This is a genomic window from Photobacterium alginatilyticum, assembly GCF_009910675.1.
Classification (GTDB): domain Bacteria; phylum Pseudomonadota; class Gammaproteobacteria; order Enterobacterales; family Vibrionaceae; genus Photobacterium; species Photobacterium alginatilyticum.
On sequence record NZ_RSEJ01000001.1, the window covers coordinates 465,319 to 490,564 of the forward strand.

The 25,246-nt window shown below is 47.5% G+C and carries 24 protein-coding genes, 1 pseudogene and 1 riboswitch; of the genes and pseudogenes, 7 read left to right on the top strand and 18 right to left on the bottom strand.

All coding sequences use genetic code 11. From position 1 onward, the window contains the following. Positions 1-216 precede the first annotated feature (216 nt). From EIZ48_RS01885 to EIZ48_RS01900, 4 genes are all read left to right on the top strand, one after another. The gene (locus EIZ48_RS01885; protein WP_240152830.1) at positions 217-573 is read left to right on the top strand and encodes a MerR family transcriptional regulator; all 357 of its coding nucleotides are present in this window, start codon (positions 217-219) and stop codon (positions 571-573) included. Positions 574-854: 281 nt separating this feature from the next. Beyond that, complete coding sequence (locus EIZ48_RS01890) at positions 855-2,051, top strand: alpha/beta hydrolase family protein (RefSeq protein WP_160648419.1); 1,197 nt, start codon at positions 855-857, stop codon at positions 2,049-2,051. Between the two features lie 192 nt (positions 2,052-2,243). Next, on the top strand, positions 2,244-2,819 hold the full coding sequence (locus EIZ48_RS01895; RefSeq protein ID WP_160648420.1) for an NAD(P)H-dependent oxidoreductase: 576 nt from the start codon (positions 2,244-2,246) through the stop codon (positions 2,817-2,819). Between the two features lie 96 nt (positions 2,820-2,915). Continuing rightward, entirely contained in the window at positions 2,916-3,347 is a 432-nt protein-coding gene (locus tag EIZ48_RS01900) for a DUF5360 family protein (RefSeq protein ID WP_160648421.1), read from the top strand. Positions 3,348-3,474: 127 nt separating this feature from the next. Here EIZ48_RS01900 and torA read toward each other — a convergent pair whose 3' ends face one another. From torA to punC, 8 genes are all read right to left on the bottom strand, one after another. Further along, a complete protein-coding gene (gene torA, locus EIZ48_RS01905; RefSeq protein ID WP_160648422.1) occupies positions 3,475-5,937 on the bottom strand; it encodes a trimethylamine-N-oxide reductase TorA in 2,463 nt (820 codons plus the stop codon). Positions 5,938-5,960: 23 nt separating this feature from the next. Beyond that, the gene (gene torC / locus EIZ48_RS01910; RefSeq protein WP_160648423.1) at positions 5,961-7,145 is read right to left on the bottom strand and encodes a pentaheme c-type cytochrome TorC; all 1,185 of its coding nucleotides are present in this window, start codon (positions 7,143-7,145) and stop codon (positions 5,961-5,963) included. A 44-nt stretch (positions 7,146-7,189) separates the two neighbouring features. Beyond that, positions 7,190-7,366, bottom strand: a complete 177-nt coding sequence (gene torE / locus EIZ48_RS01915; protein ID WP_160648424.1) for a trimethylamine N-oxide reductase system protein TorE — start codon at positions 7,364-7,366, stop codon at positions 7,190-7,192. Positions 7,367-7,937: 571 nt separating this feature from the next. Next, positions 7,938-8,609, bottom strand: a complete 672-nt coding sequence (gene artM, locus EIZ48_RS01920) for an arginine ABC transporter permease ArtM (RefSeq protein ID WP_160648425.1) — start codon at positions 8,607-8,609, stop codon at positions 7,938-7,940. Further along, positions 8,606-9,295, bottom strand: a complete 690-nt coding sequence (gene artQ, locus EIZ48_RS01925) for an arginine ABC transporter permease ArtQ (RefSeq protein ID WP_160648426.1) — start codon at positions 9,293-9,295, stop codon at positions 8,606-8,608. The genes artM and artQ overlap by 4 nt, the downstream gene beginning before the upstream one ends. A 1-nt stretch (position 9,296) precedes the next feature. Then, entirely contained in the window at positions 9,297-10,028 is a 732-nt protein-coding gene (locus tag EIZ48_RS01930) for an arginine ABC transporter substrate-binding protein (protein WP_160648427.1), read from the bottom strand. 83 nt (positions 10,029-10,111) lie between these two features. Further along, positions 10,112-10,840, bottom strand: a complete 729-nt coding sequence (gene artP, locus EIZ48_RS01935) for an arginine ABC transporter ATP-binding protein ArtP (protein WP_160648428.1) — start codon at positions 10,838-10,840, stop codon at positions 10,112-10,114. Between the two features lie 310 nt (positions 10,841-11,150). After that, positions 11,151-12,359: a purine nucleoside transporter PunC gene (gene punC, locus EIZ48_RS01940; protein WP_160648429.1), complete on the bottom strand. Its 1,209-nt coding sequence runs from the start codon at positions 12,357-12,359 to the stop codon at positions 11,151-11,153. Positions 12,360-12,464: 105 nt separating this feature from the next. Here punC and punR point away from each other — a divergent pair, with 105 nt between their 5' ends. Further along, positions 12,465-13,367, top strand: a complete 903-nt coding sequence (punR, locus tag EIZ48_RS01945; RefSeq protein WP_160648430.1) for a DNA-binding transcriptional activator PunR — start codon at positions 12,465-12,467, stop codon at positions 13,365-13,367. 52 nt (positions 13,368-13,419) lie between these two features. Here punR and EIZ48_RS01950 read toward each other — a convergent pair whose 3' ends face one another. The 10 genes from EIZ48_RS01950 to purR form a co-directional block, all read right to left on the bottom strand. After that, complete coding sequence (locus tag EIZ48_RS01950) at positions 13,420-13,632, bottom strand: DUF2986 domain-containing protein (RefSeq protein ID WP_160648431.1); 213 nt, start codon at positions 13,630-13,632, stop codon at positions 13,420-13,422. A 213-nt stretch (positions 13,633-13,845) separates the two neighbouring features. After that, the gene (locus EIZ48_RS01955; RefSeq protein ID WP_160648432.1) at positions 13,846-14,463 is read right to left on the bottom strand and encodes a CDP-alcohol phosphatidyltransferase family protein; all 618 of its coding nucleotides are present in this window, start codon (positions 14,461-14,463) and stop codon (positions 13,846-13,848) included. A gap of 11 nt (positions 14,464-14,474) precedes the next feature. Next, the gene (locus EIZ48_RS01960) at positions 14,475-15,122 is read right to left on the bottom strand and encodes an ATP-binding cassette domain-containing protein (RefSeq protein WP_160648433.1); all 648 of its coding nucleotides are present in this window, start codon (positions 15,120-15,122) and stop codon (positions 14,475-14,477) included. After that, positions 15,088-16,821: an ABC transporter permease gene (locus EIZ48_RS01965; protein WP_160648434.1), complete on the bottom strand. Its 1,734-nt coding sequence runs from the start codon at positions 16,819-16,821 to the stop codon at positions 15,088-15,090. The genes EIZ48_RS01960 and EIZ48_RS01965 overlap by 35 nt, the downstream gene beginning before the upstream one ends. Positions 16,822-16,878: 57 nt before the next feature. Continuing rightward, the gene (locus EIZ48_RS01970) at positions 16,879-18,057 is read right to left on the bottom strand and encodes an ABC transporter substrate-binding protein (protein WP_160648435.1); all 1,179 of its coding nucleotides are present in this window, start codon (positions 18,055-18,057) and stop codon (positions 16,879-16,881) included. A 4-nt stretch (positions 18,058-18,061) separates the two neighbouring features. Continuing rightward, the gene (gene lpdA, locus EIZ48_RS01975; protein ID WP_160648436.1) at positions 18,062-20,281 is read right to left on the bottom strand and encodes a dihydrolipoyl dehydrogenase; all 2,220 of its coding nucleotides are present in this window, start codon (positions 20,279-20,281) and stop codon (positions 18,062-18,064) included. A gap of 4 nt (positions 20,282-20,285) precedes the next feature. Beyond that, entirely contained in the window at positions 20,286-20,891 is a 606-nt protein-coding gene (locus tag EIZ48_RS01980; protein ID WP_160648437.1) for a carboxymuconolactone decarboxylase family protein, read from the bottom strand. A 163-nt stretch (positions 20,892-21,054) separates the two neighbouring features. After that, positions 21,055-21,447, bottom strand: coding sequence for a hypothetical protein (locus EIZ48_RS01985; protein ID WP_240152831.1), 393 nt, complete (start codon positions 21,445-21,447; stop codon positions 21,055-21,057). A 274-nt stretch (positions 21,448-21,721) separates the two neighbouring features. Further along, the gene (locus tag EIZ48_RS01990; RefSeq protein ID WP_075767814.1) at positions 21,722-22,312 is read right to left on the bottom strand and encodes a TfoX/Sxy family DNA transformation protein; all 591 of its coding nucleotides are present in this window, start codon (positions 22,310-22,312) and stop codon (positions 21,722-21,724) included. A 127-nt stretch (positions 22,313-22,439) separates the two neighbouring features. After that, a riboswitch (cyclic di-GMP riboswitch) is annotated at positions 22,440-22,544 on the bottom strand. Between the two features lie 195 nt (positions 22,545-22,739). Next, on the bottom strand, positions 22,740-23,747 hold the full coding sequence (purR, locus tag EIZ48_RS01995) for an HTH-type transcriptional repressor PurR (protein ID WP_160648438.1): 1,008 nt from the start codon (positions 23,745-23,747) through the stop codon (positions 22,740-22,742). Positions 23,748-24,193: 446 nt separating this feature from the next. On the opposite strand from purR, the pseudogene EIZ48_RS30650 reads away from it, so the two are divergent. After that, positions 24,194-24,631 (top strand): annotated as a pseudogene (locus EIZ48_RS30650) (heme anaerobic degradation radical SAM methyltransferase ChuW/HutW); the annotation flags it as partial. 114 nt (positions 24,632-24,745) lie between these two features. Further along, positions 24,746-25,246: a heme utilization cystosolic carrier protein HutX gene (gene hutX / locus EIZ48_RS02005; RefSeq protein WP_192928440.1), complete on the top strand. Its 501-nt coding sequence runs from the start codon at positions 24,746-24,748 to the stop codon at positions 25,244-25,246.

Sequence of the window (25,246 nt, forward strand, 5' to 3'; positions counted from 1 at the left end):
CCTCGTTGGCGCTCTTAAAGAAGTGTATACCTAAAGTAGGTAACTACGAGCTGGTATCTCAGTTACCGTGAAAACACTTTAATGTTCAGACGGTTAGTGAAATCATGCTGCTATCTTGTGATGGAGTTGAAGCTATTGCTGATGAGAATGATAGGTATATTGTTGATTTAAAAACTGATATTACTATTTGTTGTTGATGCAGCTTTGATAAGGAAAATGACTTTGTATATCGGTGAAATAGCCAAGCGGACCGGTGCCTCGCCAAAGGCCATTCGTTTGTACGAAAACATTGGGCTGCTTACCCATGTCCGTCGGGAAGGAAGCTACCGGGTCTACAATGCCGAGGATGTTGAGTTTGTCAAACTCATCAAGCAGGCCCAACAGTTAGGGATTAGTTTGTCGGAGTTACAGCAGCTGGTGGTTAGCCGCAACACGCTCGATTGGTATGCAGTGATGGAACTACTGGACCATAAGCAACGTAAGGTTAATGCCGAAATCGAAGCGCTGAAGGAGATGAACAAACAGATATCTATGTATCGGACTGAAATTGATGAGTGCCTTAAGAACACCTAGTCGGCCCTAATAGCGAATTGTAAAAAGTGTATCGTTAATTTCCACGAAGAGGCAAGCTTCTGCACAGGTAAAGAAGTGATAGCCACAAAGATTTGGGGCAAAAAAGCGCATTTGAGTTCAGATGTTGATGATTAATTATGCATATCTGGCCAACGTTTTGTGAAATGACCCGAAGACTTTCGATGCAAGTGATAAGACAGAAAGTAGACGCGTAATTGCGCTTGCTGCTTACGGGAACTGCTGTCAAATTCCTTACCAAATTGATGTGTAAGGGAAATGATATGAAGTGGTTTGTCCGGCTTAGCGCGGGTTTGGTTTGCATTTTAGCATTGCTGGTGGGAGTTGTTCTGTTGTTACCACCTCCGGAGATACCTGAGCCCGAGGGTGAGCATAAAGTTGGAGTAACGGAGTTCGAAGTGCAAGATGGGGGGCGTTTTGTCCATGTGACAGCCTGGTATCCTGCAGTAAATAATGCAGATGGTGAACGGTTACCCTATATGCCTGCCTATTTAGCCGAAGCGTTAGGTGAGCAACAAGGTTTTCCCGGAGAGCTGATGACGGATGAACGCCCTACAGAGTCGATTATTGATGCAGAGGTGCTGGCCGGACAACACCCAGTACTGCTTTTTAACCACGGATACGGTTCTTTTGCGCAACAAAACTTGACCAATGTGGAGCAGCTGGCCAGTCATGGCTTTGTGGTTCTGGCACTTGGCCATCCTGGCCATAGTCTGATTATGAAGCGTGTTAATGGTGATCTTGTGCCTCAGCAGCGGAGCGTTGCAATTAGTGCTAATGATTTTAATGTCGACATCGCAAACAGTATTTCGACATATATTGAGCGTATACGTCAGAGCCAATCGCTGGTTGAATGGCAGCAAAAAGCGCAACAATATGAGCAAGAGATCATGAGTAAGGCGGTGAGTAATTTCCAACCGTGGCTGGAGAACAATCAGTTATTACTGGACGCACTGCCAAGTATTGCCAGTGGCACACAACAAACGCGGTTAACTGGACACCTTGATCTCGACAAACTAGCCGCTTTTGGTCATTCATTCGGCGGCTCTATGGCATCACATTTGGCAATGAATGACGAGCGTGTGAAAGCTGGTGTTAACCTAGACGGTCAGCATTATTCCTTCTCGCTAAACCCAAATAATGCTACCCCGATTTGTTTCGTCTATACGACTGACACTCAGCTGCAAGGCGTGACTCATGATTATTCCTGGATGGATCAGCAGGTAGCAAAGGCGAATTCAGGGGGGGGGTGTGAGGCCGTGTTTACGGGGGCTGCGCACATGAATTTCAGCATTCTGAACCACCTCCCATATCTAAAATATGCAGGTATTCTTGGCAGCATCGACTCGAAAGTGATGCACAATGCCAGCAATGCTCTGCTGGTTCAATTCTTTGACCAGCATCTGAGGCAAGGTCCCGAGATGATAGCTCCTGCAGGTGTTGAGTTACGGATCTACTGAGGAAGTCACTGACTCTTAAAGACGGATAACGAGGCTCTGAAGGCGTTGAGTGAACGGATATCTCTATATCGTGCTGAAACTGAGTATTGCCTTCAGAGCCTTAAATCATCCATAAACCAATCGTAAAAAGCTTATTGACTCTTCCCCTAGGGACAAGGTTTATGCTGCCCTCAGTTATAGAGGAAGAGCGTTATGAGCCGAAAAATACTGGTAATCAATGGAAATCCGAAGGCAAGCAGTTTTTGCCATGAGTTAACTGAGCAATATGTTTTATCAAGCCAGAATAAGCATCAAGTGAAGGTGCTTTCTCTCAGTGAGTTGACGTTCGAGCCTGACTTGCACCATGGCTATGATGAAATCCAGCCCCTTGAAGCTGATCTGAGTGAATTTCAATCGCTACTGAAATGGGCCGAGCATGTGGTCTTTATTTTGCCGGTGTGGTGGGGAGGAATGCCTGCAAAGTTAAAAGGGCTGATAGACAGGACTTTTTTATCGGGTTTTGCCTTTAAATATCAAGAAGGCAAGATGACTCCAGACAAGCTTCTTAGCGGGCGAAGTGCCGATATTATTCTTACTATGGATACACCGCCTCTTTATTATCGTTGGATTCAGGGTAATCCGGTCTACAAACAACTTAAGAGAACAGTGTTGGAGTTCTGTGGCATCAAAGTCGGATCGCCAACCTATATCGGCCCTGTTATTAGCTCATCTGAGCAGCAGCGAGAAAAATGGAGTAAGCAGGTTTTTGCACTGGCAGCGAAGTTGTAGCTGTTACATTTGCGGAAATAACACACCTGTTGTCTGTGTCTATTTAGCAGGTCTGTCTATACCAGCAATTATATTCGTATTTTTGGATGAGCTTTAATGATATTTGAGAGGGTTGTATTAACCATTACCGAAGTTGGCATGGTTCTCTATTGGGTGTTTGCATCTTTGGTTGTTTTAGATGTTATGTATATTCCACCGGAGTATATGTATTCTGATTATACAAACCCATTGGTCGTTGCATGGAATTGGTCGTTTTTCCCAATAGATATCATTTTTGCCTTAACTGGCTTGGTGGCCAGATTCGGGAATGTTAGCCGAGCGAACGAGCTTTATCTTTCTGTGTTTTCGCTTTCTCTTATGTTTTGTGCAGGACTGATGGCTATTTCGTATTGGGCGATTAATAGCGAATTTGATCCATTCTGGTGGGGAGTTAATCTCTGGTTGCTGTTTTTATCTTCCTATTGCTTGGTCCTGCTGTTAAGAAGGCAAAATGGGGTGAACAGGATTACGTCGCCAGTTAAAAGCTAGCTGTCCTACTTCTGAGTTTACTAGGGTTTTGATTTACAAAAGCCCCGAACCCAGGCTTGGAATTAGCGGGTTCGGGGCTTAGATTTTTACTACATGGCTTTTCTAGCTAACTTCTTGGCAACAGACGTTAGTGTATTTCGATTGGTCCGCCGAATGACGTCACAGGTGGTACCTCGCCGGTGAACTTCTCGAAATCAACCAGACAAGTATTGGCACTGGTTGCCTGAGCAAGCTCGGATGACGGGATATCCTGAGTCAGGGTGTTCGGGTCGCCATAAGTACAAACTGCACCGACCTTCTCGTTAAGCGGGCCGTACCATGCACCTTCTTCGATTCGGATCACGCCGCGTGCATAGCTGTCGGTGAGCACAGCCCCCGCAAGTAGCTGGCCACGGTCATTAAATACGCGAACAATATCGCCATCTTTAATGCCTTTTTCCGCTGCATCTTTCGGGTTGATGTAAACCGGTTCACGACCTTTTACTGCATAAGTTGCGCGGTACTCTTCCGATTCACACATCTGGGAGTGCAGACGTTTGTCAGGGTGACAAGACTGCATCCAGAACGGATGTTTTTCAGAGCCCGGACCGCCGTGGGATCGTTCACTTTTCTCGAACCACATTGGGTGGCCCTGACAGTGCTCGTAACCGAAACGGTCGATTTTACGGCTGGAGATCTCGATGAAGCCTGATGGCGTACCTAGTGCATTGATCTCTGGGTCTTCACGGAAGTCGGCATGACGAACCCATGGTTTACCCTCACCAAAATCAAGAACACCTTTTTCCCAGAACTCATCAAATTCAGGCATGTCGAATGACGCTTTGTTTGCCTCGCGACAATCAGCGTATAGCTTGCGTACCCATTCCATCTCGTCCATACCACGGGTGTATTCCTTATGGCGACCGAAACGGCGAGAGAGCTCAGTGAAAATCTCGAAATCAGTCTTAGACTGATACAGTGGATCAACCAGTTTGTGCATGGCAATCAGACCGCGACCACTGTATGAGCCGTAGACATCGATATCGTTACGTTCGAACTGCGTACAGGCCGGCAGTACGATATCTGAGAAGCGGCAGGTAGCCGTCCAGGCGAAGTCTACGGTGACAACTGTCTGCAGCTTCTGGAACGCTTGCTTCATGCGGTTGCGATCCTGGTGGTGGTGCCAAGGGTTGTTGCCGCTGATCACCATCATCTTATAGTCCGGCAGAATCACCTTAGAGCCGTTGTACTTGATCTCTTTACCAGGCTCTAGCAGGCAGTCAACCCAACGAGCAACCGGGATAGTACGGCTGTAGCCATTGAAGTCATTGTTGTCCCATTTAGGCTTTTGGCCTTGGTCAACGTTACGCGGGAAACCACCGGGTGCAGCGAAGCCTGTTGAAGGAACACCGATAGAGCTGTAGTGGTGGCCGTAGGAGACGCCACCGCCAGGCAGACCAATCTGGCCAACCATTGCAGCAATAACAGCACCCATCCAATATGGTTGCTCACCATGCTCCTGACGTTGGATACACCAGCCAAACAGGATCTGGGTGCGGCCATTAACCAGCATACGGGCAAATTCACGGATCTTGTCGGCATCGACACCACAGATCTCAGCCGCCCATTCAGGCGTCTTCTCGATCTTGTCTTTGCTCGTTCCCATGAAGTAAGGCACAAAGTCATCAAAGCCCAGGCAGTATGTTTTGATGAACTTTTTGTCGTACAGTTCTTCGGTGTACAGGGTGTGCGCTACTGCAAGCATGAATGCCACGTCAGTCTGCGGGTTAATGTACATGTGGTCGTTACCAAGGTAACGCTGAGTTTTGTTCTTAACCGGGTCAACTGAAAGGACGTTGATCTCGCCGCTCGCTACTTTCTCTTTCAATTTTTCCAGGTAAGCATATGACTCGTGAGTTTCACAGTTCCAGCCAACCTGCAGGTTTTTAACCGGGTCAGTTGCCCAAAGCACGATGTTCTTACTGTGGTCAAGGATCTCCGACCAAGACGTACCTTGTGCATAGACTTCGGTTGACCCGAGTATATAAGGCAGGATCGTCTGTCCGGCACCCGTAGAGTAGTCACCCACTTTGGTAATGAAGTTACCGTGCATACCAACAGCACGTTGCATGTGGCTGGTACAGCTGTGGAACTGACCTGTCTGGCGCCAGCCGGTTTGACCAGCATGGAGTGCCCAAGGACCGTAATCTTTCTGAACTCGCTCTAGCTCGCGGTAGAAAAGATCCAGCGCCTCATCCCAGGTAACACGGATGAAGCGGTTGTTACCACGGGTTTCGCCACTGTATTTGTGCTTTTTCAGCCAGTCCAGGCGCACCATAGGGTAACGGACACGTGATGGGCTATAAATAATGCCCTTAATGCCGTTCATCATATCGGTTGGGTGCTTATCAAGCTCTAATGGTTTGATTTCCTGAACCTTGCCCGCATAGATGTGGGCACGGAAAGCTCCCCAGTGTGAGCCCGACATTTTCCATGTACCGGTGGTTTCCGCGGCAGTTGCCTTGGCTGAAGCCAGTAGGCTAGGGCCAATGACGGAGACGGCACTTGTGGTTGCCAGACCTTTAAGAAAACTTCTTCTGCTAACAGACATACTCAAAATACTCCATCAATCTCTTAGTGGTGGCCGTCAGAAAAATCTGATGAATGTTTTTGTAGATACTTCAGTACCAGCGCTTTGCTATCGGTATCGAAGTTAACGAATGCCATCATGCCGTTAAACATGCCAGGCCAGGTGTTGGCATCAAAGTGTGCCTCATCAGGTTGGGTATGACATACAGAACAGTTCGTTTGGTATGACTGTTTCGCCTGATCCCAGATTGGTTGTACATCGTCCAGCAATGCTTCTTTTTTCATCCACAGCTTGGCGGTAACACGCTGCCAAGGCAGACCGGTCAGGTCGTCTTCTTTACGCTCGAACTTCTCGACGATCTGATCGTTGGTGGCTGATTCTTTAAGCAGCGAGGCAACGGCGATGTTCATACCGAAGTCTTCCTGGATAACACGGCCAAAGCCTTTATCTTTACGCCAGCCAGATACTTCAACCTGGATTGCATCGTTAGACTGGTCGATAATTTTTACCGAAGACGCCGGGTTTAGCAGACCGGCTTCTGTTGACAGGCTTTTCTCTTCATAAAGCGGCAGATGACGAACACTGATGTACTCTTGGCCGGTCGTGAACTTGGTGTTAGATGCAAGTTGTTCAAGCTGAGAAATCATGCCGCCGGTGCTGTCCATATTTTTCGGCAGGTTGTGCGCGATACCTTTGTGACAGTCAATACAGCTCTGGTCGCGCTCTGCAGCCTGCTTCATCTGAATGCGAGCGGTTGGGCGCATGTTATCGAAATCCATGCTCTCGTAGTTGTGGCAGTTTTTACATTCAAGAGATTTGTTGGCAGAGAAACGATCCCATTCGTGCTGGGCTAGGGTAATTCGGCGTTCTTCGAATTTTTCACGGGTGTCTAGATCACCAAAAAGTTGGGCGAACACTTCTTTACTTGCCTGCATTTTACGGGCGATTTTTGCTGTCCAGTCATGAGGAACGTGACAGTCAGGGCAGGTTGCACGTACACCAGAGGTATTTTTCCAGTGAACAGTTTCCTGCAGCTCCTGGTAAACATTGTTTTCCATTGTGTGACAGCCAATACAGAATTCTTCGGTATTGGTCGCTTCCAGTGCAGTATTAAATCCACCCCAAAAAATGATACCGGCTAGAAAGCCGCCTAGCGTTAGTACACCAAGACTGATATGGATACTTGGGCGGGACAAGGTCTGCCAAGTTTTGGTTAATAATGATTTCATATCGGGTTCTCTTATTGTTGATTCTGGTTAGTATCGTGAAGGGGTTAGCCGCCGTGACCAGGAGGACCCAGGAAAAACACCTGCATCATCCACACAAAGAAGCCATATCCACCTACTGTCATAACACTGAGAACAGGGAAGAGAACGACTGTGATTAAAAAGAAAGTTCGCCACTCAAGCTTTCGCTTGTCTTGACTCGCTGTGCTTATGCCATTGTTCATAGAGCTACCTGTATATTATTTGTTTAACAAAAAACAAAGGAGGAATTTTACAATTCTATTTTTAGGATGATCATAAAATATATATTTGCAGCAATTCAATTAGCTTGGCGTTATTAATATATTTAATCGTTATGTTTTTTGATCCTCAACGGAAACATGAATAAGAATAAATTAGTTGTGATTGTTTATATTTTCTTATTAATAAATGTTAATGGATAAATAAAATATAATCAGGCTGGGCTGTGTTTGATAATTGTTATCAATGTGTGGGTTGTGTTGTCTGAGTGTTATTTCTTACTGATTATAAACGGGGTCTATCAGCTTATGATTATGCGTTAATGATATTAGCAATTTACGGGTTATTTCCAATCACCATAAGGAAATGAGAGATGTGAATCAACTATGAATAAGTGTAAATGTGCATATCAAGATAAAGTGGGTGGTAGCTATGAGGTTAAATAATAACAAATCTCATTTGTAACTTAATATCTTAATTGTTTTGCTTTCAAATAAAAAGAAAACCAGCCGCATTTGCGACTGGTTTAATAATAAATTCCAGCGATGAGTCCTATTAACGAGCAGCTTCAAAAGCCAGTGCTTTCTTTTCAACTTGACGAAAAGCTATGGTCAGAAGACCGTTTACTGCCAGGTAAAAAAGTCCGGCGACGCTAAAGACCACAAGGGTGTCATAGGTTTGGGCATTAATACGCTGGGCATAACCCATGATGTCCATAATGGTGATTGTGCTTGCTAAGGATGTTCCCTTAAACAGCAGGATCACTTCGTTTGAATAGGCTGGAATAGCCCGCCGTATTGCGTAAGGCAAGAGCACACCCAAGGTAGCCTTTCTTCCCATACCCAATGCCTGGCAGGCATGCCATTGGCCGGGTGGAATGGCATTAAAAGCGCCCTTAAATAACTGAGTACTGTATGCTGCTGTATTTAACGCCAGTGCAAGCATTGCACAAAACCAGGGTTGGCTTAGCCAATCCCAGAAGATACTTTCACGAACTGCATCAAATTGTCCCGGCCCATAGTAGATGAGAAAAATCTGTACAAGCAGCGGTGTGCCGGTAAAAAGAGTGATCACACCGCGGCTGAGCCAATGAACAAAAGGTGTACGCAGGATCAGCGTCAATGTCATTAACAGCGCTAGCAGACAGCCGACAAACAGAGAAACGGCGGTGAGTTCAATGCTGGTAATAAGGCCTTCAAGTAATTGCCAAAGATGCTGTTGGTTCATGCCGCTGCTCCTTGTGCATTGCTCATTCCCTGCGCGCTAAACTTCTTGTCCATTACCTTTACTGCTTTTTGAGTGATCAGGGTGATCACCAGATAAATGGCTGCTGCACAGGCGTACCAGGTAAAACTCTCATGGGTAGCGGCGGCAGTTAACTGGGCTTGCTTCAGGAGATCAGTCACACCAATGAGTGATACCAGCGCGGTATCTTTGAGGAGAACCAGCCATTGGTTGGTTAGCCCCGGCAGCGCGTGGCGAACAGCCTGAGGAAGCACTATCCGGATAAATGCCCGAAACTTGCTGATCCCCAGGGCACTGGCGGCTTCACGTTGCCCATTAGGAACGGCTTTTAATGCACCACGCAATGTTTGCGCGGCATAGGCGGCAAATATCAGCGACAGGGCAATAACGCCGGACAGAAACGGACTGACTTCGACATAATCACCCGTCACAATGAACAATACCTGTGTCGAGCCAAAGAAAATGAATAGCACAACCAGTAATTCGGGCAGACCACGCAGAATAGTAACCAGTACGGTTGTCGGCCATGAGATAAAGCGGTAGCGGGACATTTCGCCACCGGCAAAAAGTACCGCTAAAACAAGTCCTACCAACAGGCTGGCAAAAGCCAACTGCAATGTCAGCCAGCCAGCTTCTGCCAGGGTAAGCGCATAACCTGATAACGCCATATTACTTACCGAAATACTTGTCGAAGATCACCTGGTATTTACCGTTCGCTTTCACGGTTTTTAGTGCGGTGTTTAGTTTATCTACCAGCTCTTGGTTGTTCTTGTTTACGGCGATACCGAAACCGTTACCGAAATACTGTGCATTGGTGACCTGCTCTCCCACGTAGGCAAGCTTATTGTTCTTTTCAAACCACTCAGCAACGACAGCTGTGTCACCAAATACAGAATCAATACGGCCGTTTTGCATATCGATGAATGCATCTTGATAACTGGCATAAGGGACAGCAGTCACACCGTCCATTTGTTCCATCAGGTAGCTCTGGTGGGTTGAACCGTTCTGGACACCAACACGTTTACCAACCAGTGCTTTTTGGCTGTTAACCTTGCCTTCAATAGCAACGAAAGCCGCAGAGTTCTCGTAGTAGGCATTAGTAAAGTTGACCTGCTGCAAGCGCTGCTCGGTGATATCAATACCGGAAATGGCTGCATCATAACGACGGAATTTCAGCGCCGGGATCAGGCTGTCAAACGGCTGATTATGGAAAGAACACGTTGCCTTGATCTCTTCACATAGCGCATTAGCCAGATCGACATCGAAGCCCTGAATCTGGTTGTTTTCATCAACATACTCGAAAGGGGCGTAAGTGGCTTCCATGGCAAACTTGATTTCTTCCTGAGCTGCTGATTGAAATGAAACCAGGCCGATTAGGGAAGCTAGTAGAACTTTTTTCATCGCGATACTCCGTGCGTAACTGTGCTCTGCATCGTTGGCAAGAATGATGCAGGAAATTAGGTAATAAAAATAAAGGGGATAAATCAGTGTGTCAGGTATTCGGCAAATTCCGGTGTGGTCGGATTAATGAATGCCTCTTTGCTGCCGTGTTCGACGATTCGACCTTGTTCAAGGTACAAAACATGGCTGGCAATCTTTCGGGCAAAATCGACTTCATGTGTTACCACGACCTGAGTAATACCGGTTTCGCTTAATTGATTGATGATCTTGACGACCTGGTTGGTGATTTCCGGATCCAGTGCAGCTGTTGGTTCATCGAACAATAAAACATCTGGCTTCATCATCAGGGCACGAGCGATCGCAACACGTTGCTGCTGACCACCTGATAGCTGTAACGGCCAGGCATCAGCCTTGTCTTCAAGCTGAAGAGTCGAAAGGATTGCCAGCGCATCAGTTACTGCTGCTTCTTTGCTAATCCCTGCTACTTTGATCGGGGCTTCAATTAAGTTTTCTAATACCGTCAGGTGAGGCCACAGATTGTATTGTTGAAAAACCATGCCAACCTTACGGCGCAGTTTCAGTCCTTCTTTCTCAGCGACAGACGCACCGAAATTGAATTGCTCGCTGGCAATATGTAATTCACCGCTGCTGGCTGTTTCAAGGAGATTCAGGATGCGTAGCAATGAGCTTTTACCGGCACCACTAGGCCCGAGCAATACCAGGGTATCGCCCTTGTCACAACTGAAGTTCACATCATGAAGAACCTGCGTGGGTCCGTAGAATTTATTGATATTGGTTACTTGAATACTCATGCTGACATACTGCATTAATCGTCACTGGTTTTTTATATTACCCAAAGTGGGATCTTATGCAAGAAAAATGTATAAATAATCTTATGTGTTATACGATTGTTTATTAATTGTTCGATTGTTGGTGTTTTTATCTGATTAAACCAGTCTGTTGCAGGTAGCTTGTTAAACAATGGCGCGAAGGGAAAAAGGAAAGGCTAACTAGGGGTGAGATTTTAGTCATCTTTTGTCTTGTTGGAAAGGGAGGTTAGGCCAGATATAACAAGGCCACCCAGAGGTGGCCAAGAGAGGGGGAACTGATTCAAATGGAATTTTATGCAGTTTGTGCGTTTTGAAGCAACTGCCTGCGAGCTTGGACAACCAATGCATAACCAGTCAGCGCGATAAAGGCGGTCGCAAACATTGTCGAGGTGACAGTAAGCAATCCGTATGCGGAAAGTGCCGATACGATACCACTGGCTGCGAAACAGACCATGGTTTGCAGGAAGTTCAGCAGTCCTGCAGCTGTTGCACTGCAGTTCTTAAAGTCTTCCAGTGCTTTGCTGATAATGATTGGGTAGATAGCACCATTAGCCACGGCGAGCAGACAGAATGGGACTAAGATAGGCCAAATAGTTGTCGGCTCAGTGTTGACCGAAATCAGGAACATCACGGTAACGCTGGTAATGAACAGCTTCAGGATCCAAGGAAGAAGCTGCTGGCTGTCGAACTTGTTCAGCAATGTGCGGCAGCCATAACCGCCAATAATAAAGGCAACAGTCTGAGGTGCATAACTTAAGCCGATGTCAGAGCCTGAGTAGCCCATCTCTGACATGACAAACGGTGAGCCTGTCAGGTAGGCAAAGAAAGCCGCAGAACAGGCGGCAAAAATCATCATGTTACCAATGAATTTTTTTGAGCTAAGGATTTGCTGGTAATCGCGACGTAGCTGAACGCTGATCTTATCCTGTTTCTTTTCTAAATTGGCGCTTTCAGGTTCTTTTAGTGTCATAACGGACAAAACTGCCCCAAAACCGACTAGTGCGACGAATATGCTGCGCCAGCCAAATTGGTGTTCAAGTAACGCACCGGCGAGCGGAGCAAGAGCAGGAGATAATGCCACAAGAGGCATAATGGTTGCAAATACGCGCTCGGAGACTTTACCTTCGTAGCGATCTACTACTACGGCTTGCCAAATAACTGTTGCACTACAAGCACCTAGCGCCTGTGCAAAACGGGCAACCAGCAAGAACTCGACGTTCGGAGCGAAAGCACAAAGCACGGATGCGATACTGAATAAAATCATTCCTCCCATCAGAACTTTAATACGGCCGACACGATCGGAGAGTGGTCCGTAGATAAGTTGCCCTAAGGCCATGCCAAGTAAGAAAATACTTAATGACAATCCTATAAGTGACTGTGATGTATTAAAATCTGACCGCATTGTTTCAAAAGCAGGCAGGTACATGTCAGTTGCAAGGAAACCCAGCATACTTAGACATGCAAACCAGAATGTGGTGATTTTTGAAGGTTGTTTGTTCATAAAAGAAGACTTTATCTGTATTACATTTGCGGCCAGTTTAATCTTGCTTTGTTTCACTGTGAAACGGTAATATTTAAACACTGCTTTCAAAAATTTTGATTTGATATGTTTTCATACAATGATTTGCAAGTTATTGATGTTGTTGCCAGAAGAGGTAGTTTTTCGGCCGCTGCGGAAGAGTTGCATAAGGTTCCAAGTGCAATCAGTTACACGGTAAGGCTAATAGAAGAGCGTCTTGCTGTTGATTTATTTGTTAGGTTGCACCGGCAAGTACAGCTAACACCTGCTGGTGAGTACTTTGTTGAAGAGGCACGTGCTCTGCTAAAGCGGATGGAACAGATAAAATCGCAAACTCAGCGTGTTGCCAATGGTTGGTCCCAGAGTGTGTCGGTTGCCCTCGATACCGTTGTGAGGGAAAGCCGGGTAAATACCCTGGTGCGAGATTTCTACCGTGAGTTTCCCGACGTTGAGCTGCATCTGTCGATGGAAGTGTTCAACGGGGTATGGGATGCCCTGGCTGACGGTCGGGCGGATCTGGTCATTGGCGCAACGGCAGCAGTACCGGTTAGCGGTTCGTTTGACTATCGGGATATGGGGACGCTGTATTGGAAGTTTGTGGTTGCCCCCGAGCACCCGCTGGCTGCCGCTGACTATGATATAGAGCCTGAAGAGCTAGTGAAATACCCGGCTATCTGTATTGAGGATACGGCAAGGGTGCTGCCGAAGCGTGTTACCTGGGTGATGGACAACCAGCGCCGACTTATGGTGCCAAATTGGTACAGTGCGATTCAGTGTCTGAAAGCTGGATTGGGTATCGGCGTCGTACCCGAACATATGGCCCTGCCGAGAGTTGAGGCCGGTGAGTTGGTTGAAAAACAGCTGGCAACAAAGCCTGCTGTGAGCCCGTGTTGCTTGGCCTGGAATAAGGAGAGCCGTAACCCGGCGATTGACTGGTTGCTGGAATATCTGGGCGACAGTGAGCAGCTTCACCGCGAGTGGATGCGCTGAACACATCGAATAGCTCGCCGATACGGCGAGCTATTCATTATTCGGTTGATGTCTATTTGCTCTCAGAATCAGTTTGTTCACTGTCAGTTGACGGAGACTGTTCTGGTGATTCGGCCGTCGCATCTTGCTGTTGGGCTTCTTCCGCTTCCATTTTGGCACGCTCTGCCTTGGAGATGTAACGAGGCTTGTTGCTGCGGTGAAGCTTTGCGTTTGTCTTCTTCTTTCTTTTTTTTAACGCTTCGTTGATTTTTTTCTTTCGGTTCATCGTGTCGGTTCGCTTGTCAAAGTAAGGCGGTGATTGTAGCGGTATCCAGATCGAAGACAAGTGGAATCTCGGCTTTTATCTACAACGGATAAGTGAGTTGCCCTTTAGGGCATACGTTAGCGTGGCGTGGTGGGTAATATCAATCGTTAACCGGGAACAAATCAGCCCCGGCGAAACGGGGCTGTATGTTATTTGATAAGGGTGTTGATACTATCAGGGAAGGGTATCTTTAAGCGTTTGGTAACCTGCCCAAATTCGAGTGGCCGTTGTGATCCAGCAGAGCGTGCCGAATATCAAGGCAATAACAGCAAAGTGCTGGGGAAGGAGACAGAACAGTATAAAACAACTAATGGTTTCGGTGCCTTCTGTCAGTCCGCCGATATAATAAAGCGACTTCTGTTTATAAACCGGGCTTTCGATATTACGTTTGCTGGCCATTATGGCAAAGGCGAGAAAGCTCGAACCGGTTCCGATGAACGAAAAGATCAAAAAAGCCCCGGCAACGGCATTGGCTTCTGGATTAGCAAGAACGAAGCCGAATGGCACCATCGAATAAAATAGGAAATCAAAGGTAATATCCAAAAAACCGCCGCAATCGGAGATCCCCTGACGCCGGGCTACCGCCCCATCGAGCCCGTCAAATAGTCGGTTGAGCAGGATAAAGGCCAGCGCCCAATAGTATTCCTGCAGCATCAATGCTGGCAGCGCCATCAGGCCAAGAATGAAACCTGAAATCGTGATTTGGTTGGCTGTGATCCCCAGTTTGTCCGGCAGGGCAGAAAAGGTTTGTAGTGGCCATCGAATGACCTTGATGGCATAGCGGTCTAACATAGTGTTTCTCTTCAGTCCTGAGGGGTATCGATCCATGGCCAGCGCAGTACGCTGCCACCTTCGGGTATATCATCATCGTCATGGGTAACCATCAACGCAGGGATTTGTTGTTGTCTTATCTGGTTGAAGACAAAGCTTCTGAACTCGCAGCGTAGGGCCTTGTCTAGCTTGCTAAACGGTTCATCAAGCAATACTGCATGTGGTTTGGATAGTAACATACGCATTAAGCTAATACGGGCACGTTGGCCGCCTGATATCTCTGTCGGCATCTTGTCGGCCAGTTCAGGCAGGTCAATTTGTCGCAGGGTTTCCAACGCTCTTATCTTGCGCTCATTTCCTCGGATGCTCTTGGGCAGGCCGAATGCCAGGTTTTCCCAGATATTGAGATGCGGAAACAAGAGATCATCTTGGAATAAGATGCCAATACGCCGTTGGTCGGGGGCCATTTCAGCCATACTTTGCCCGTCAAGGGTAACTTTTCCATCGAGCAGGAATTCCGGGCTCAGGTGGCCGGCAATGGCGCTGAGCAAGGTTGACTTGCCACAGCCACTGGGTCCCATCAGGGTGAGAATACTGCCCGGTTCAACTGAAAAGTTTATCGGCTGAAACAAGTGTTGCTCATTATTACTTATAGTGAGGTTTTCCACAGATAATGTCATCTGGGCGTTCTCTCCGTTGTTGCTGAGTTCGTCGGGTATAGCGGGCTGAGTAACGACTTGCCGCGATAGCCAAGGTAAAGAAAAGGAAAGGTAATACTCCCTGCAATAGGCCATATATTGCACTGACGCGGCGATCCTGCCCACTGGCAAGTGCTACCGCTTCTGTGGTGAGGGTAGAGATACGGCCCGCACCGAGCATTTGGGTCGGCAGGTATTGGGCAAGGCTAACACTTACCCCGACAGCCAGGCCCAGCCAAATCGCAGGCAATAGTAGCGGGCGCTTGACACGCCACCAGGTTTGCCAGCCATTAAGGCCCAGGCTTCGGGCGGACTGATCAAGGCGTATATCGTAATTACGCCATGGGCCATCCAATGCCAGATACAGGTATGGGAAAACAAAAAACAGATGACTCCATGCGACCCACAGCCAATACCACTGGCCGGGAATTAAATAGGTGGTGATCTGAATACCAAACAACAGTGATAGTTGAGGAAGTACCATTGGCAATGCAATAAGCCAGCTCGGTATTCCTCGTTGGTACTGTTGGCGATACTCAAGGCAGGCAACGGCCAAAACCAGGGCGCAGAGGCTGCTCACCAGCGCCAGGCTGATACTGTTGGCTGCAAGCTCTACCAGCGACAGAGACTCTTGCTGCCAGAAGCGAAGGCTGTATCGGTTCGGCAGTAAGTCAGGGAACCGCCAGCGATGGGCAAAAGACCAGAGTACTAATACCGGAATCACCAGGATAGGTATCAGAACAAACGGCGCATAGCTTGGAAAGCGCAGCTTAGCACGGGGCTGGTGTAAGCGGCGGTGAGCCTTTGAGCTTAAGTGGCGAGGGCCGTCGATTTGCCATTGGCGGCAGTGCTGCAGCATTAGCCACTCTAGTAGACGGATTAACCCGAGAGCTAGCAGAGCCAGGCCCAATAATACCATAGCACCTACTGCGGCTCGCGGAAGCAATGTCAGTTCAGGTTCATTGAACCACTGCCACACCAGTACCGAGAAGGTAGGGGGTCTGGCTGGCCCTAAAATAAGTGCCACATCGACAACCGAAATACCGTACGCCGCGACGGCAAAAATCGGCAGTCGCATGCCCGGTAGCCATTGGGGCAATATAACCTTGAGCCAGCTTTCATTGTGGCTATATCCCAGCCCGGATGCTACGGCGGTCAGGCGGTTGACCTTAATCTGCTGAAGGACAGAAATGCTCATCAACAATAGGAATGGTGTTTCCTTGATAGCAAGGGCGAGCAGAAGGCCAATGCCATACTCATCTTTGATTAAGCTGAACCAGCCGTGGGTATCCAGGCCAATGGCCTCAAACAAGCGGAAGAACCAGCCTGCAGGGGCGAAAGTAAATGCAAAACCGATGGCAAAGGCGACATGAGGCATCGCCAGCATGGGAGATAGAGAATGTTCCACCCGTTGCCAGTGAGGGCTATTCCAGTATTGGCGAAGGATCAGAAAGCAAAATAGAACCGCCAGTCCGGTACTGCCAAGGCCTGTAAACAGTGTTAGCCAAAGGGACTGTGTTAGAGCCGGCCATTGGATAACTGCGTCGAAAGCAGACAGATTAGGGGTGGTTAGTCCTAAAGGCGGAAGCCAGGAAAAGGCGGGAATTAAAATACCTAGTACCCCGGGTACAAATGGCAGCGCGCAGAGAGCAAGGGTGAAAAGGTATAGCAAACGAATCATAAACAACCTAATGAATGGGTATTGGCTCCGTTGTTTAAGGCCAATACCCATACAGTTTTAGCTACCGTAGCGTTTTTGCCACTCGAGTTCCAGCGCAGTCAGCCAGCTCGGGTGAGGCTCTGGTATAGATTTAAACAGTGAGAAGCCTTGTGCGCCTCCTTCGGCGAGTGCACTGTGCTTAAGAACAGACGGATCGCCCCAAATCGAGGAGTCAGCTTTGCGAGCCTGCGCTTCCGGACTCATCAGGAAGTTAATCGCGACCAGGGCTCCTTCTTTAGCCGAGGCATTCCAGGGGACGGCCAAAAAGTGAATATTTGACAATGCGCCCTGGTTGAAGGCATAGGTTTGCGCGGTTTCGACCAGATTACCGTGCTCAATGGCAGCCCGCGCAGCATTGGGGTTAAAGGTAATTGCCAGTAACAGTTGCTTGTCATCCAGTAACTGGATCGTTTCGCTGGTGCCGGACGGGAAGCGTTTCCCTTGCTGCCATGATACCGGATGAAGCTGATCCAGATATTGCCACAGCGGGGCAGTAACCTGATCAAACTTGGCTTTATCCTTCTTGCTGTCAAGTGGCTGGTATAGAGCCTCTCTGTTATCAGTCAGTTCAATAAGGGCTGCTTTTAGGAAGCTACTGCCGTGAAACTCCGGCGGTTGCGGGTAACTGACCTTACCGGGAAAGGCCTTCGCCAAGCTCAGTAACTCGCTGAAGTTTTGGGGTGGATTATTCAGTGTTTGCTTGTCATGAATGAAGACGAGCTGACCGACGCCCCAAGGCGCCTCAAGGCCGTTGGTTGGCTCGGTAAAGTCTTCGTCGATCGGCAGAGATTTATCGACATATTCCCAGCTCGGCAACTGCTCGGTAAACGGACCGTACAGAAGGCCACCTTGCTTCATGGAGCGGAAGTTTTCACCATTGATCCAAACCATATCGACACTGCCGCCGCTGTTTTTGCCGGCGGTTTTTTCTGCCAATAGCCGCTGGGTTGTCTCGGCGATGTCGGCCACTTTGACATGCTTTAGCGTCACCCCGTATTGAGCCTGAAGCTGACGCCCGGCCCAGCGCAGATAGTCGTTGATTTCCTGGCTGCCTCCCCAGGCATTAAAATAAACTGTTTGTCCCTGGGCTTTTGTAACAGTTTGCTGCCATGTGTCACCGGCAGCCTCGGTAGAGGCTTGGGCCGGTGTCAGGCTGGTAGCAAGCGAAATGGCTGCACCCAACAGTAATTTCTTCATATGTTTAACTATCCCTTTCTTCTTTTAATACAGAATTGGCTGGTTCGGAATCTGGCTGTTTTTCGCTGCTCTCCTTGCGCATCCAGCCGTGGTATTTTTCGACCCATGCAAGCAGGCCTTTAGGCGCGTTGGCTTGTTTCCAGACGCCAGCAGTATATTTGACCGCTTCGCTCATGGTTGGGTAGGGGTGTACGGTTCCCAGTATTTTGTTCAGCCCTAGCCCGTGACGCATCGCAAGTGTAAATTCGGCCAGTAGCTCGCCAGCATTATTTCCAACAACGGTCGCGCCAAGGATTTTATCCTTTCCTTTCGGCGTAATCACTTTAATAAAGCCATGATCTTCCCCATCTGTGATGGCACGGTCAAGATCGTCTATCCCATAAGTAACGACTTCATAAGCAATACCTTGGGCTTCAGCCTCTTTTTCGTTTATTCCTACTCGGGCAACTTCCGGCGAGGTGTAGGTGGCCGCCGGCAAGACAGAGTAGTCCGCCTTGAATTTTTTGAACTGGCCGAACAGCCCGTTGACTGCGGCATACCATGCCTGGTGCGCTGCAGCATGGGTGAGCTGGAACGGACCGGAGACATCACCGACAGCATAGATGTTCGGGTATTCAGTTTGTAAGTACTCGTTTACCTGTACAGTACCACGCTCCGTTGTGGTAATGCCGAGTTCTTCAAGCCCGAACCCCTGAACATTGGCGACACGGCCGAGTGCCAGCATGACGGCATCGAACTCGACAACAACTTGCTTTTCATTGTTGAAATCAAGGTATGCCCGCTGAACCACTTTCCCGTCTTGTTCGGTAACAGATTCAAAACGCATGGCCCGGTGGCCCAGCTTGATATCTACGCCGTCGTTGTGCAGGCTTTGCCTGACAAGCTCAGCTGCATCGTTATCCTCGCGGATCAAGAGCTGTTCAGCCATTTCAACCAAGGTAACGTCACTGCCCAAACGGCTGAAACTCTGCGCCAGTTCACAGCCGATAGGCCCGCCACCGAGTACCAGCAGGCGCTTCGGCTGTGCCTTAAGCGACCAGATCGAGTCAGAGGTCAGGTAGGTGACCGTATCAAGGCCCGGGATAGCCGGTACCAGTGGACGTGCACCGGTAGCGATAACGATATTTCTTGTTGTAATACGCTTCCCGTTTACCTCGACTTCCCACGGCGAGAGGATTCTGGCATCGCCTTTGATGCAGTTGACGCCGAGTTTGGAGTAGCGCTCTACCGAATCATGGGGTTCAATTTTGGCAATCACCTTGTGAATACGTGCCATCACCTTTTGAAAATCGACTTCAGGCTTTCCGGTTGAAATACCGAACTCATTTGCTCGGGAGATTTCGGCCATAGTATGGGCGGCACGGATGATCGCCTTAGAAGGCACACAGCCGGTATTGAGGCAATCGCCCCCCATTTTATGCCGTTCGATAAGCGTTACTTTGGCTTTTACCGCCGCTGCAATATAAGAGCTGACCAGCCCGCCAGCACCGGCACCGATAACGACCATATTTTGATCGAATTTCGAAGGACGTTGCCAGTTGGCATAGACACGGCGCTGGTTGATCAGGTTGATAACGAATTTGGCCACTAATGGGAAGATCCCAAGCAACGCCAGCGAAATAAGTACAGGTGCTGAAATGATGCCGCTGAGCGAGTCGATTTCGCCAAGCTGGGTACCTGCATTGATGTAAACCATGGTACCGGCCAGCATCCCGACCTGACTGACGAGATAGAACATACGGGTGCTGATCGGGGTTAGGCCCATTAGCAGGTTGACCACGAAAAACGGGAACACGGGGATCAGGCGCAGAGTAAAGAGGTAAATAGGACCGTCTTTGGCAATCCCGGCGTTAATTGGCGCCAGGCGGTGACCAAACTTGCTCTGAACCCAGTCGCGTAAAATGAAGCGGCTGAAAAGGAAGGCCAGGGTTGCGCCTATCGTACTGGCAAAGGAAACCAGCAGCAGGCTCCACCAGAATCCAAATAGAGCTGCCCCAAGTAACGTCATTATGGCAGCCCCAGGTAGCGACAGAGCTGTAACAATAACGTAGAGGACAAAATAGACCGCGCTTGATAGTAGCGGCTGCTGGGCAATGGTGTCTTGCAGTGCAATTTGCTGGGCCTTTGCTTGTTCAAGCGTAAAATATTGTCCCAGATCGAGGGCAAACCATAGGCCAATAAGGCTGGTTATTGCTGCCAGTAACAGGAGTTTTTTTCTATCCATGACTTTACCTTTTATCGTCGTCCGAAGGAGAGGCAATTGGCTGTTCTGCCGGTTGTTGGATCTCGTTTGGCTGAATCGGTAGCGAACAGAATCCTTGTTTCGGTACATCAAGGGCCGTGTTAAATTTTGCGGACAGGTTCTGGAATGAAATCAAGGCGGTGAGTTCGACAATGGCATCATCGTCATACCATTGTTTCAGCTGTGCGATCATTTCTTCATCGACACGTTGGCCTGTGATGGTAATGGCTTCAACATAGGCGAGCACGGCACGCTCCTGCGGTTCGAAAAGATCACTGACCTGCCAGTTGGCGAGAGCTTTGATTTTTTCGACAGAGTCGCAACGTTCGGCTAGCTTCATGCCATTGGCATCGACGCAAAATTCGCAGTCATTGAGTTGCGACACCCGCACACAGACCAAAGAACGTGTAACTGGCGTAACAGGTGATGACTTTCGGTCCAGGTAGCCAAAAAAGCCAGCTACAAGCCAGAATAGAGTAGGGCGGCGTCCCCAAAGCAGAGCGGGGTTTAGTACATTACCGTAGTGGCGTTTCTGTAGCCAAAGCAATGGCTTGATGAGTAAAGAATAGTGTTGTTTGGCTGGAATACGCACATGAGCCCCTTAATAATGCCTGTCTGGTTATAACTTTATGCTACAACGAGTATATCAATCTGGTAGATGCAATGATCAAATAAAATACGAGATTGGTATGAGACAGAGACCGAATAAAGGGCAAATTAATTTCAAAAAACTAGGAAAAAATCTTTAATTTCGACTAGTTGAGTGAAATGTAAACAGTTTGGCTCTTTTGTTGTTTGGCCATACTCGGCACTTCAGGCTGTTGTAACAATATATAGCCGGATGCGATAAGTGGCATGACAGCCAAGGCCATTGTTTTGCCGATATGGTAGTTGCGGTACCAGTATTTTCTGGAGCGTATTTTCAGCAATATGCCCCAAAGCAGCAATATGATATTAAAGCCAATCGTTAGCGACAGGGTGTCATCAAGTGCGTCTATTGGTGCCAGTTGTCGGGTAACCATAAACAAGGCAGCAGCGGGTGGAAATAAGCTAATGATCACCAAGGCACGCATAAGCTTGGGCCACTTGCAAAACTTGTCTTTGAACATCTGGTCAGCTTGTCCAGGAAAAGGCTTGGAACAGTGCATGACAACCTCCTGCTAGAATGACAGCCCAATTCTACTAATGACAACATTGATGAAAAGGATATTGATGCTTTTATGAACAGCTTTGTGAGAGGTATCAATATTTGACGTTATATGACAAAAAATTGTCATTGGGAGGTGCAAAAAAGTGGTAATAAAATAATTATGCATGAGTGGCTATGCGTATATTTTTATTTCCATTAGTTGGGTATGCTGAAAATAGACAATAAAAAAAGAGGTGCTTAGCACCTCTTTTTATAAATATCTATTAGGCTGTTCACGGTAATTCAGAAAGAAGTTCCGAACGACGCTGCTTAGTAATTACCGACCAATGCTGGCCGCTAACTGCACCCTCAAGGGCCCATAGCAACTCGATATTTACCGACTCTTGATGGGTTTGCTGCAATGCTTTATAGGCATTGAGCGCACCGGCTTCAAAGAGCTCTTCAACTGTCGTAATACCGGCCTTTTTCAGCATACGTTCGTTAGCTAAACGTAGGTTCGGTAAATCTTTTATACGACTAGGACCTGATTTGCTTTTGGTTTCTTTATCCTGTTTAGCGGCAGTAAAGGAACGCTTTGCTTGGCAAAGAATTTTTCCAGGTTCATCCCACCATTCCTGCGGAATAGCGTAATGCTTGGTCACAACAGGGAACCCGCGTTTTTTATAAACGTAAGGAGTTAAACCTGCCTGCTTAAATTCTTCTTCATTGTCGGCATTAGCTCGGAGGTGCAACTTATCGTTTACCACAAGTGCAAACATGGTTTCACCCGCGAATATACCAAAACCGCCAAACATCGAGCGAGATTTTACATTCTCGAAACAATTGAATAATCGTAGTGATTCTTTAAGTACTGGTTTGTCCATGCTTCTTCTCGGTGAAAAATATCTTGAGTCACCTAACAACAGAGCGAGGATTTCAGATTAGCAAATTTCACAAAAAAGTTATGTCAGGAAAATGTCAGGATTCATGACATCACTTATTGCTAGATCCATCGGCAACCCCGCTACCATAAGCAACTTAGTTATTGATAAACTAACCACTTTTAGGCCGGAAGCTTTGCGTCCCATCCTTTCGGATGGTTTGCCTTGTTCGTGACTTTTTAAGAATATCTCAGATAATATTTTTGAACTTGCTCCCATTCTGAAAAGTGTGATCTTGCTTCAAGTAATAGATCCCGGTTATGGGATGAGCGCAGCATAAATGCCTTAAAATGTTTACAGCAAAAAAAGAGTTAAAGATAAAAAAACCGATATCAGATATCGGTTTTTTTGAAGGGCTGAGGGATGCCATTTACGCGTTCAGGTCTTTTACTGATTTGCGTACAACAAGCTCCGGTGCCATCTCAAAAATACGTCGTTCGTGTTCTTTATCTTTGACGCGCTCCATTAGGATTTCGATCGCTGTTTTACCCAATCGACGCTTAGGCTGGTGGATTGTAGTAAGAGGCGGTGAAAAATAAGGAGCCAGATCGATATTGTCGTAACCGATGATAGAGATATCATCAGGAACCCGTAGACCTGCCTGTTCAAAGGTACTGATTAGCGCCATTGCCATAATATCATTGAAGCAGAAAATCGCAGTTGGACGATCTTCCATGGCAATGAATTTGTTGGCGGCAAGAACAGCGGATTCACACTCGAAGTCACCGTCAAGCAGCCAGTTTTCATTGACATCAAGCTTTGCTTCGTCCATCGCTTTATAGAAGCCCTTCAGGCGTTCACGACATGTTGATTTATCCGGGTGGCCAGACAGGCAGCCAATCTTGGTATGACCGTGCTCAATGAAGTATTTTGTAGCCACATAGCCACCGAGCTCGGCATTGTCCTGGATTTTGTCTGTGTGCGGGCTTTCCGGGCCCCAATCCATGATCACCATAGGCAGATCTTTCTTACGCTCAAGTAGCTCGAGGAGTTTTTCGTCAAGATCAGAGCACATGACCAGCAGGCCATCAACACGCTTTTCTGCCAGCATGCGCAGGTAGTCACGTTGTTTTTCAAGGTTGCCTTCGGTATTACACAAGATCAGCGTATAGCCTTCACCATAGCAATACTCTTCCACACCATGTACAACCTCGGCAAAGAAAGGGTTGGTCGATTTGGTAACCAGCATGCCGATAGTACGGGTAGTATTGCACTTGAGGCTTCGTGCAACAGCACTTGGCGCGTAATTTAATTCATCTACAGCCGCTAATACTTTTTTCTGTGTTGCTTCTGCAACAAAGCGTGTTTTGTTGATCACGTGAGATACTGTTGTCGTTGATACACCAGCCATACGTGCAACATCTTTAATCGTTGCCATATTTATTCTTCTAATAATTTAAGATCAGAGGTCAGAACCGACCATTTCATAATCACTTGTCATCAATAGTACCAAACAGAGTAATTATCTGACTGCATTAGATAATTAGTCTGTTTGGTACAGCGTCTAAAACGCCAAAAAGCCGCTTCATTCACGAGCGGCTTTGTTCTCTTGCCTTACCGGGCGTTTCATTGTGTAATCGCTTGCGTTCACATTCTACTGAGTGTAGCGCACAGTGCAACGTTTCTGTATCCCAACCTTGAAATTCTTGATAGATATCAACAAACTCAATGCGATTTTTCACCAATTGGATGCATATCAGATTCAGATAGCTTCCGAGTAGACCGTTGCTATATCAGAAGATATGACTACCAGATAATCATCTGTCGGATGTGCTGTGATGTGCACAGGCCAGCCGTAAACTCTGTTGATCGTTTCACCGGTCAGAGCCTGCCGATACCCCGACGAAAGCAACGATGTTCGAAAATGGTGTGAACTTTATGGCCAAGCATCACCTTCGTCGCTTAAGTGTCAACCACTGGGCACGCGATAATAGAGAGCGGAGCATCTATAACAGTTTGGCGAAAACGGAGCAGATCCCGGTAGTCATGATGACGCGTGTTGCCCCGCAGGCTGTGTTGCATTCTGAAGTCAAAGCAAGCTTTGATCGGGGCTTCTTGTCTGCGGCTTAATTGAGTAACAAGTTCGGCTGGGACATTTTCCATTATTGCCGACCGCTGTTTGCTATCTGGCAGCGCAACGGATTGGTAAACCTTGAAGGTGACTATTTGTTACTCACATTGGCTGGCGAATTCTGGTCGGTCTCGTTGGCACAAGCGATGATAGAAGTACTGCAAAAGTATTCATTGCCGAAAGCCGCCTAATATTTAGCTATATAAATAAGTTATCGAAGGTGTTCTGAATACGGCATCGTGAGTTAGCTTAGAAATGACCTTACCTGGAGAGAAACTGTGTACGAGAATAAGTCTTTTGAAGCAATGAAGTCCCAAGTCGCTGAACTACTGACATCCGATCCCAAGCTGCATGCTATGGCGATTGCTGACACACTTGGTATCACTGAAGGCGAAGTCGTCATGGCATTTCCTGACGAACTGGTTGTTCCTATTCCGGGAGAGAGCGCTAAAGCAATTCTTGAAGATTTACCAACCTGGGGGCCAGTAACGACTATTGTGCATTCAATGGGCTCTATTTTTGAGGTGAAAGCACCGTTTCCGAAAGGTAAGGAAGCGCGTGGTTATTACAACTTAATGGGGAAGTTAGGTGAGTTACACGGTCACTTACGCTTAGATCTTGTCACAGATATCGCGCTGGTCAGCAAACCGTTTATGGGGCAGGAAAGCTATTTTATCGGCTTTTTTGCCAAAGGCGGTGAGTGTGTCTTTAAAGTGTATCTGGGCCGTGACAAGCAACGTCAGCTATTTCCGGATCAAATCGAAAAATTCAAACAATTAAAACAACAATACCTTGGAGAAAAGTAA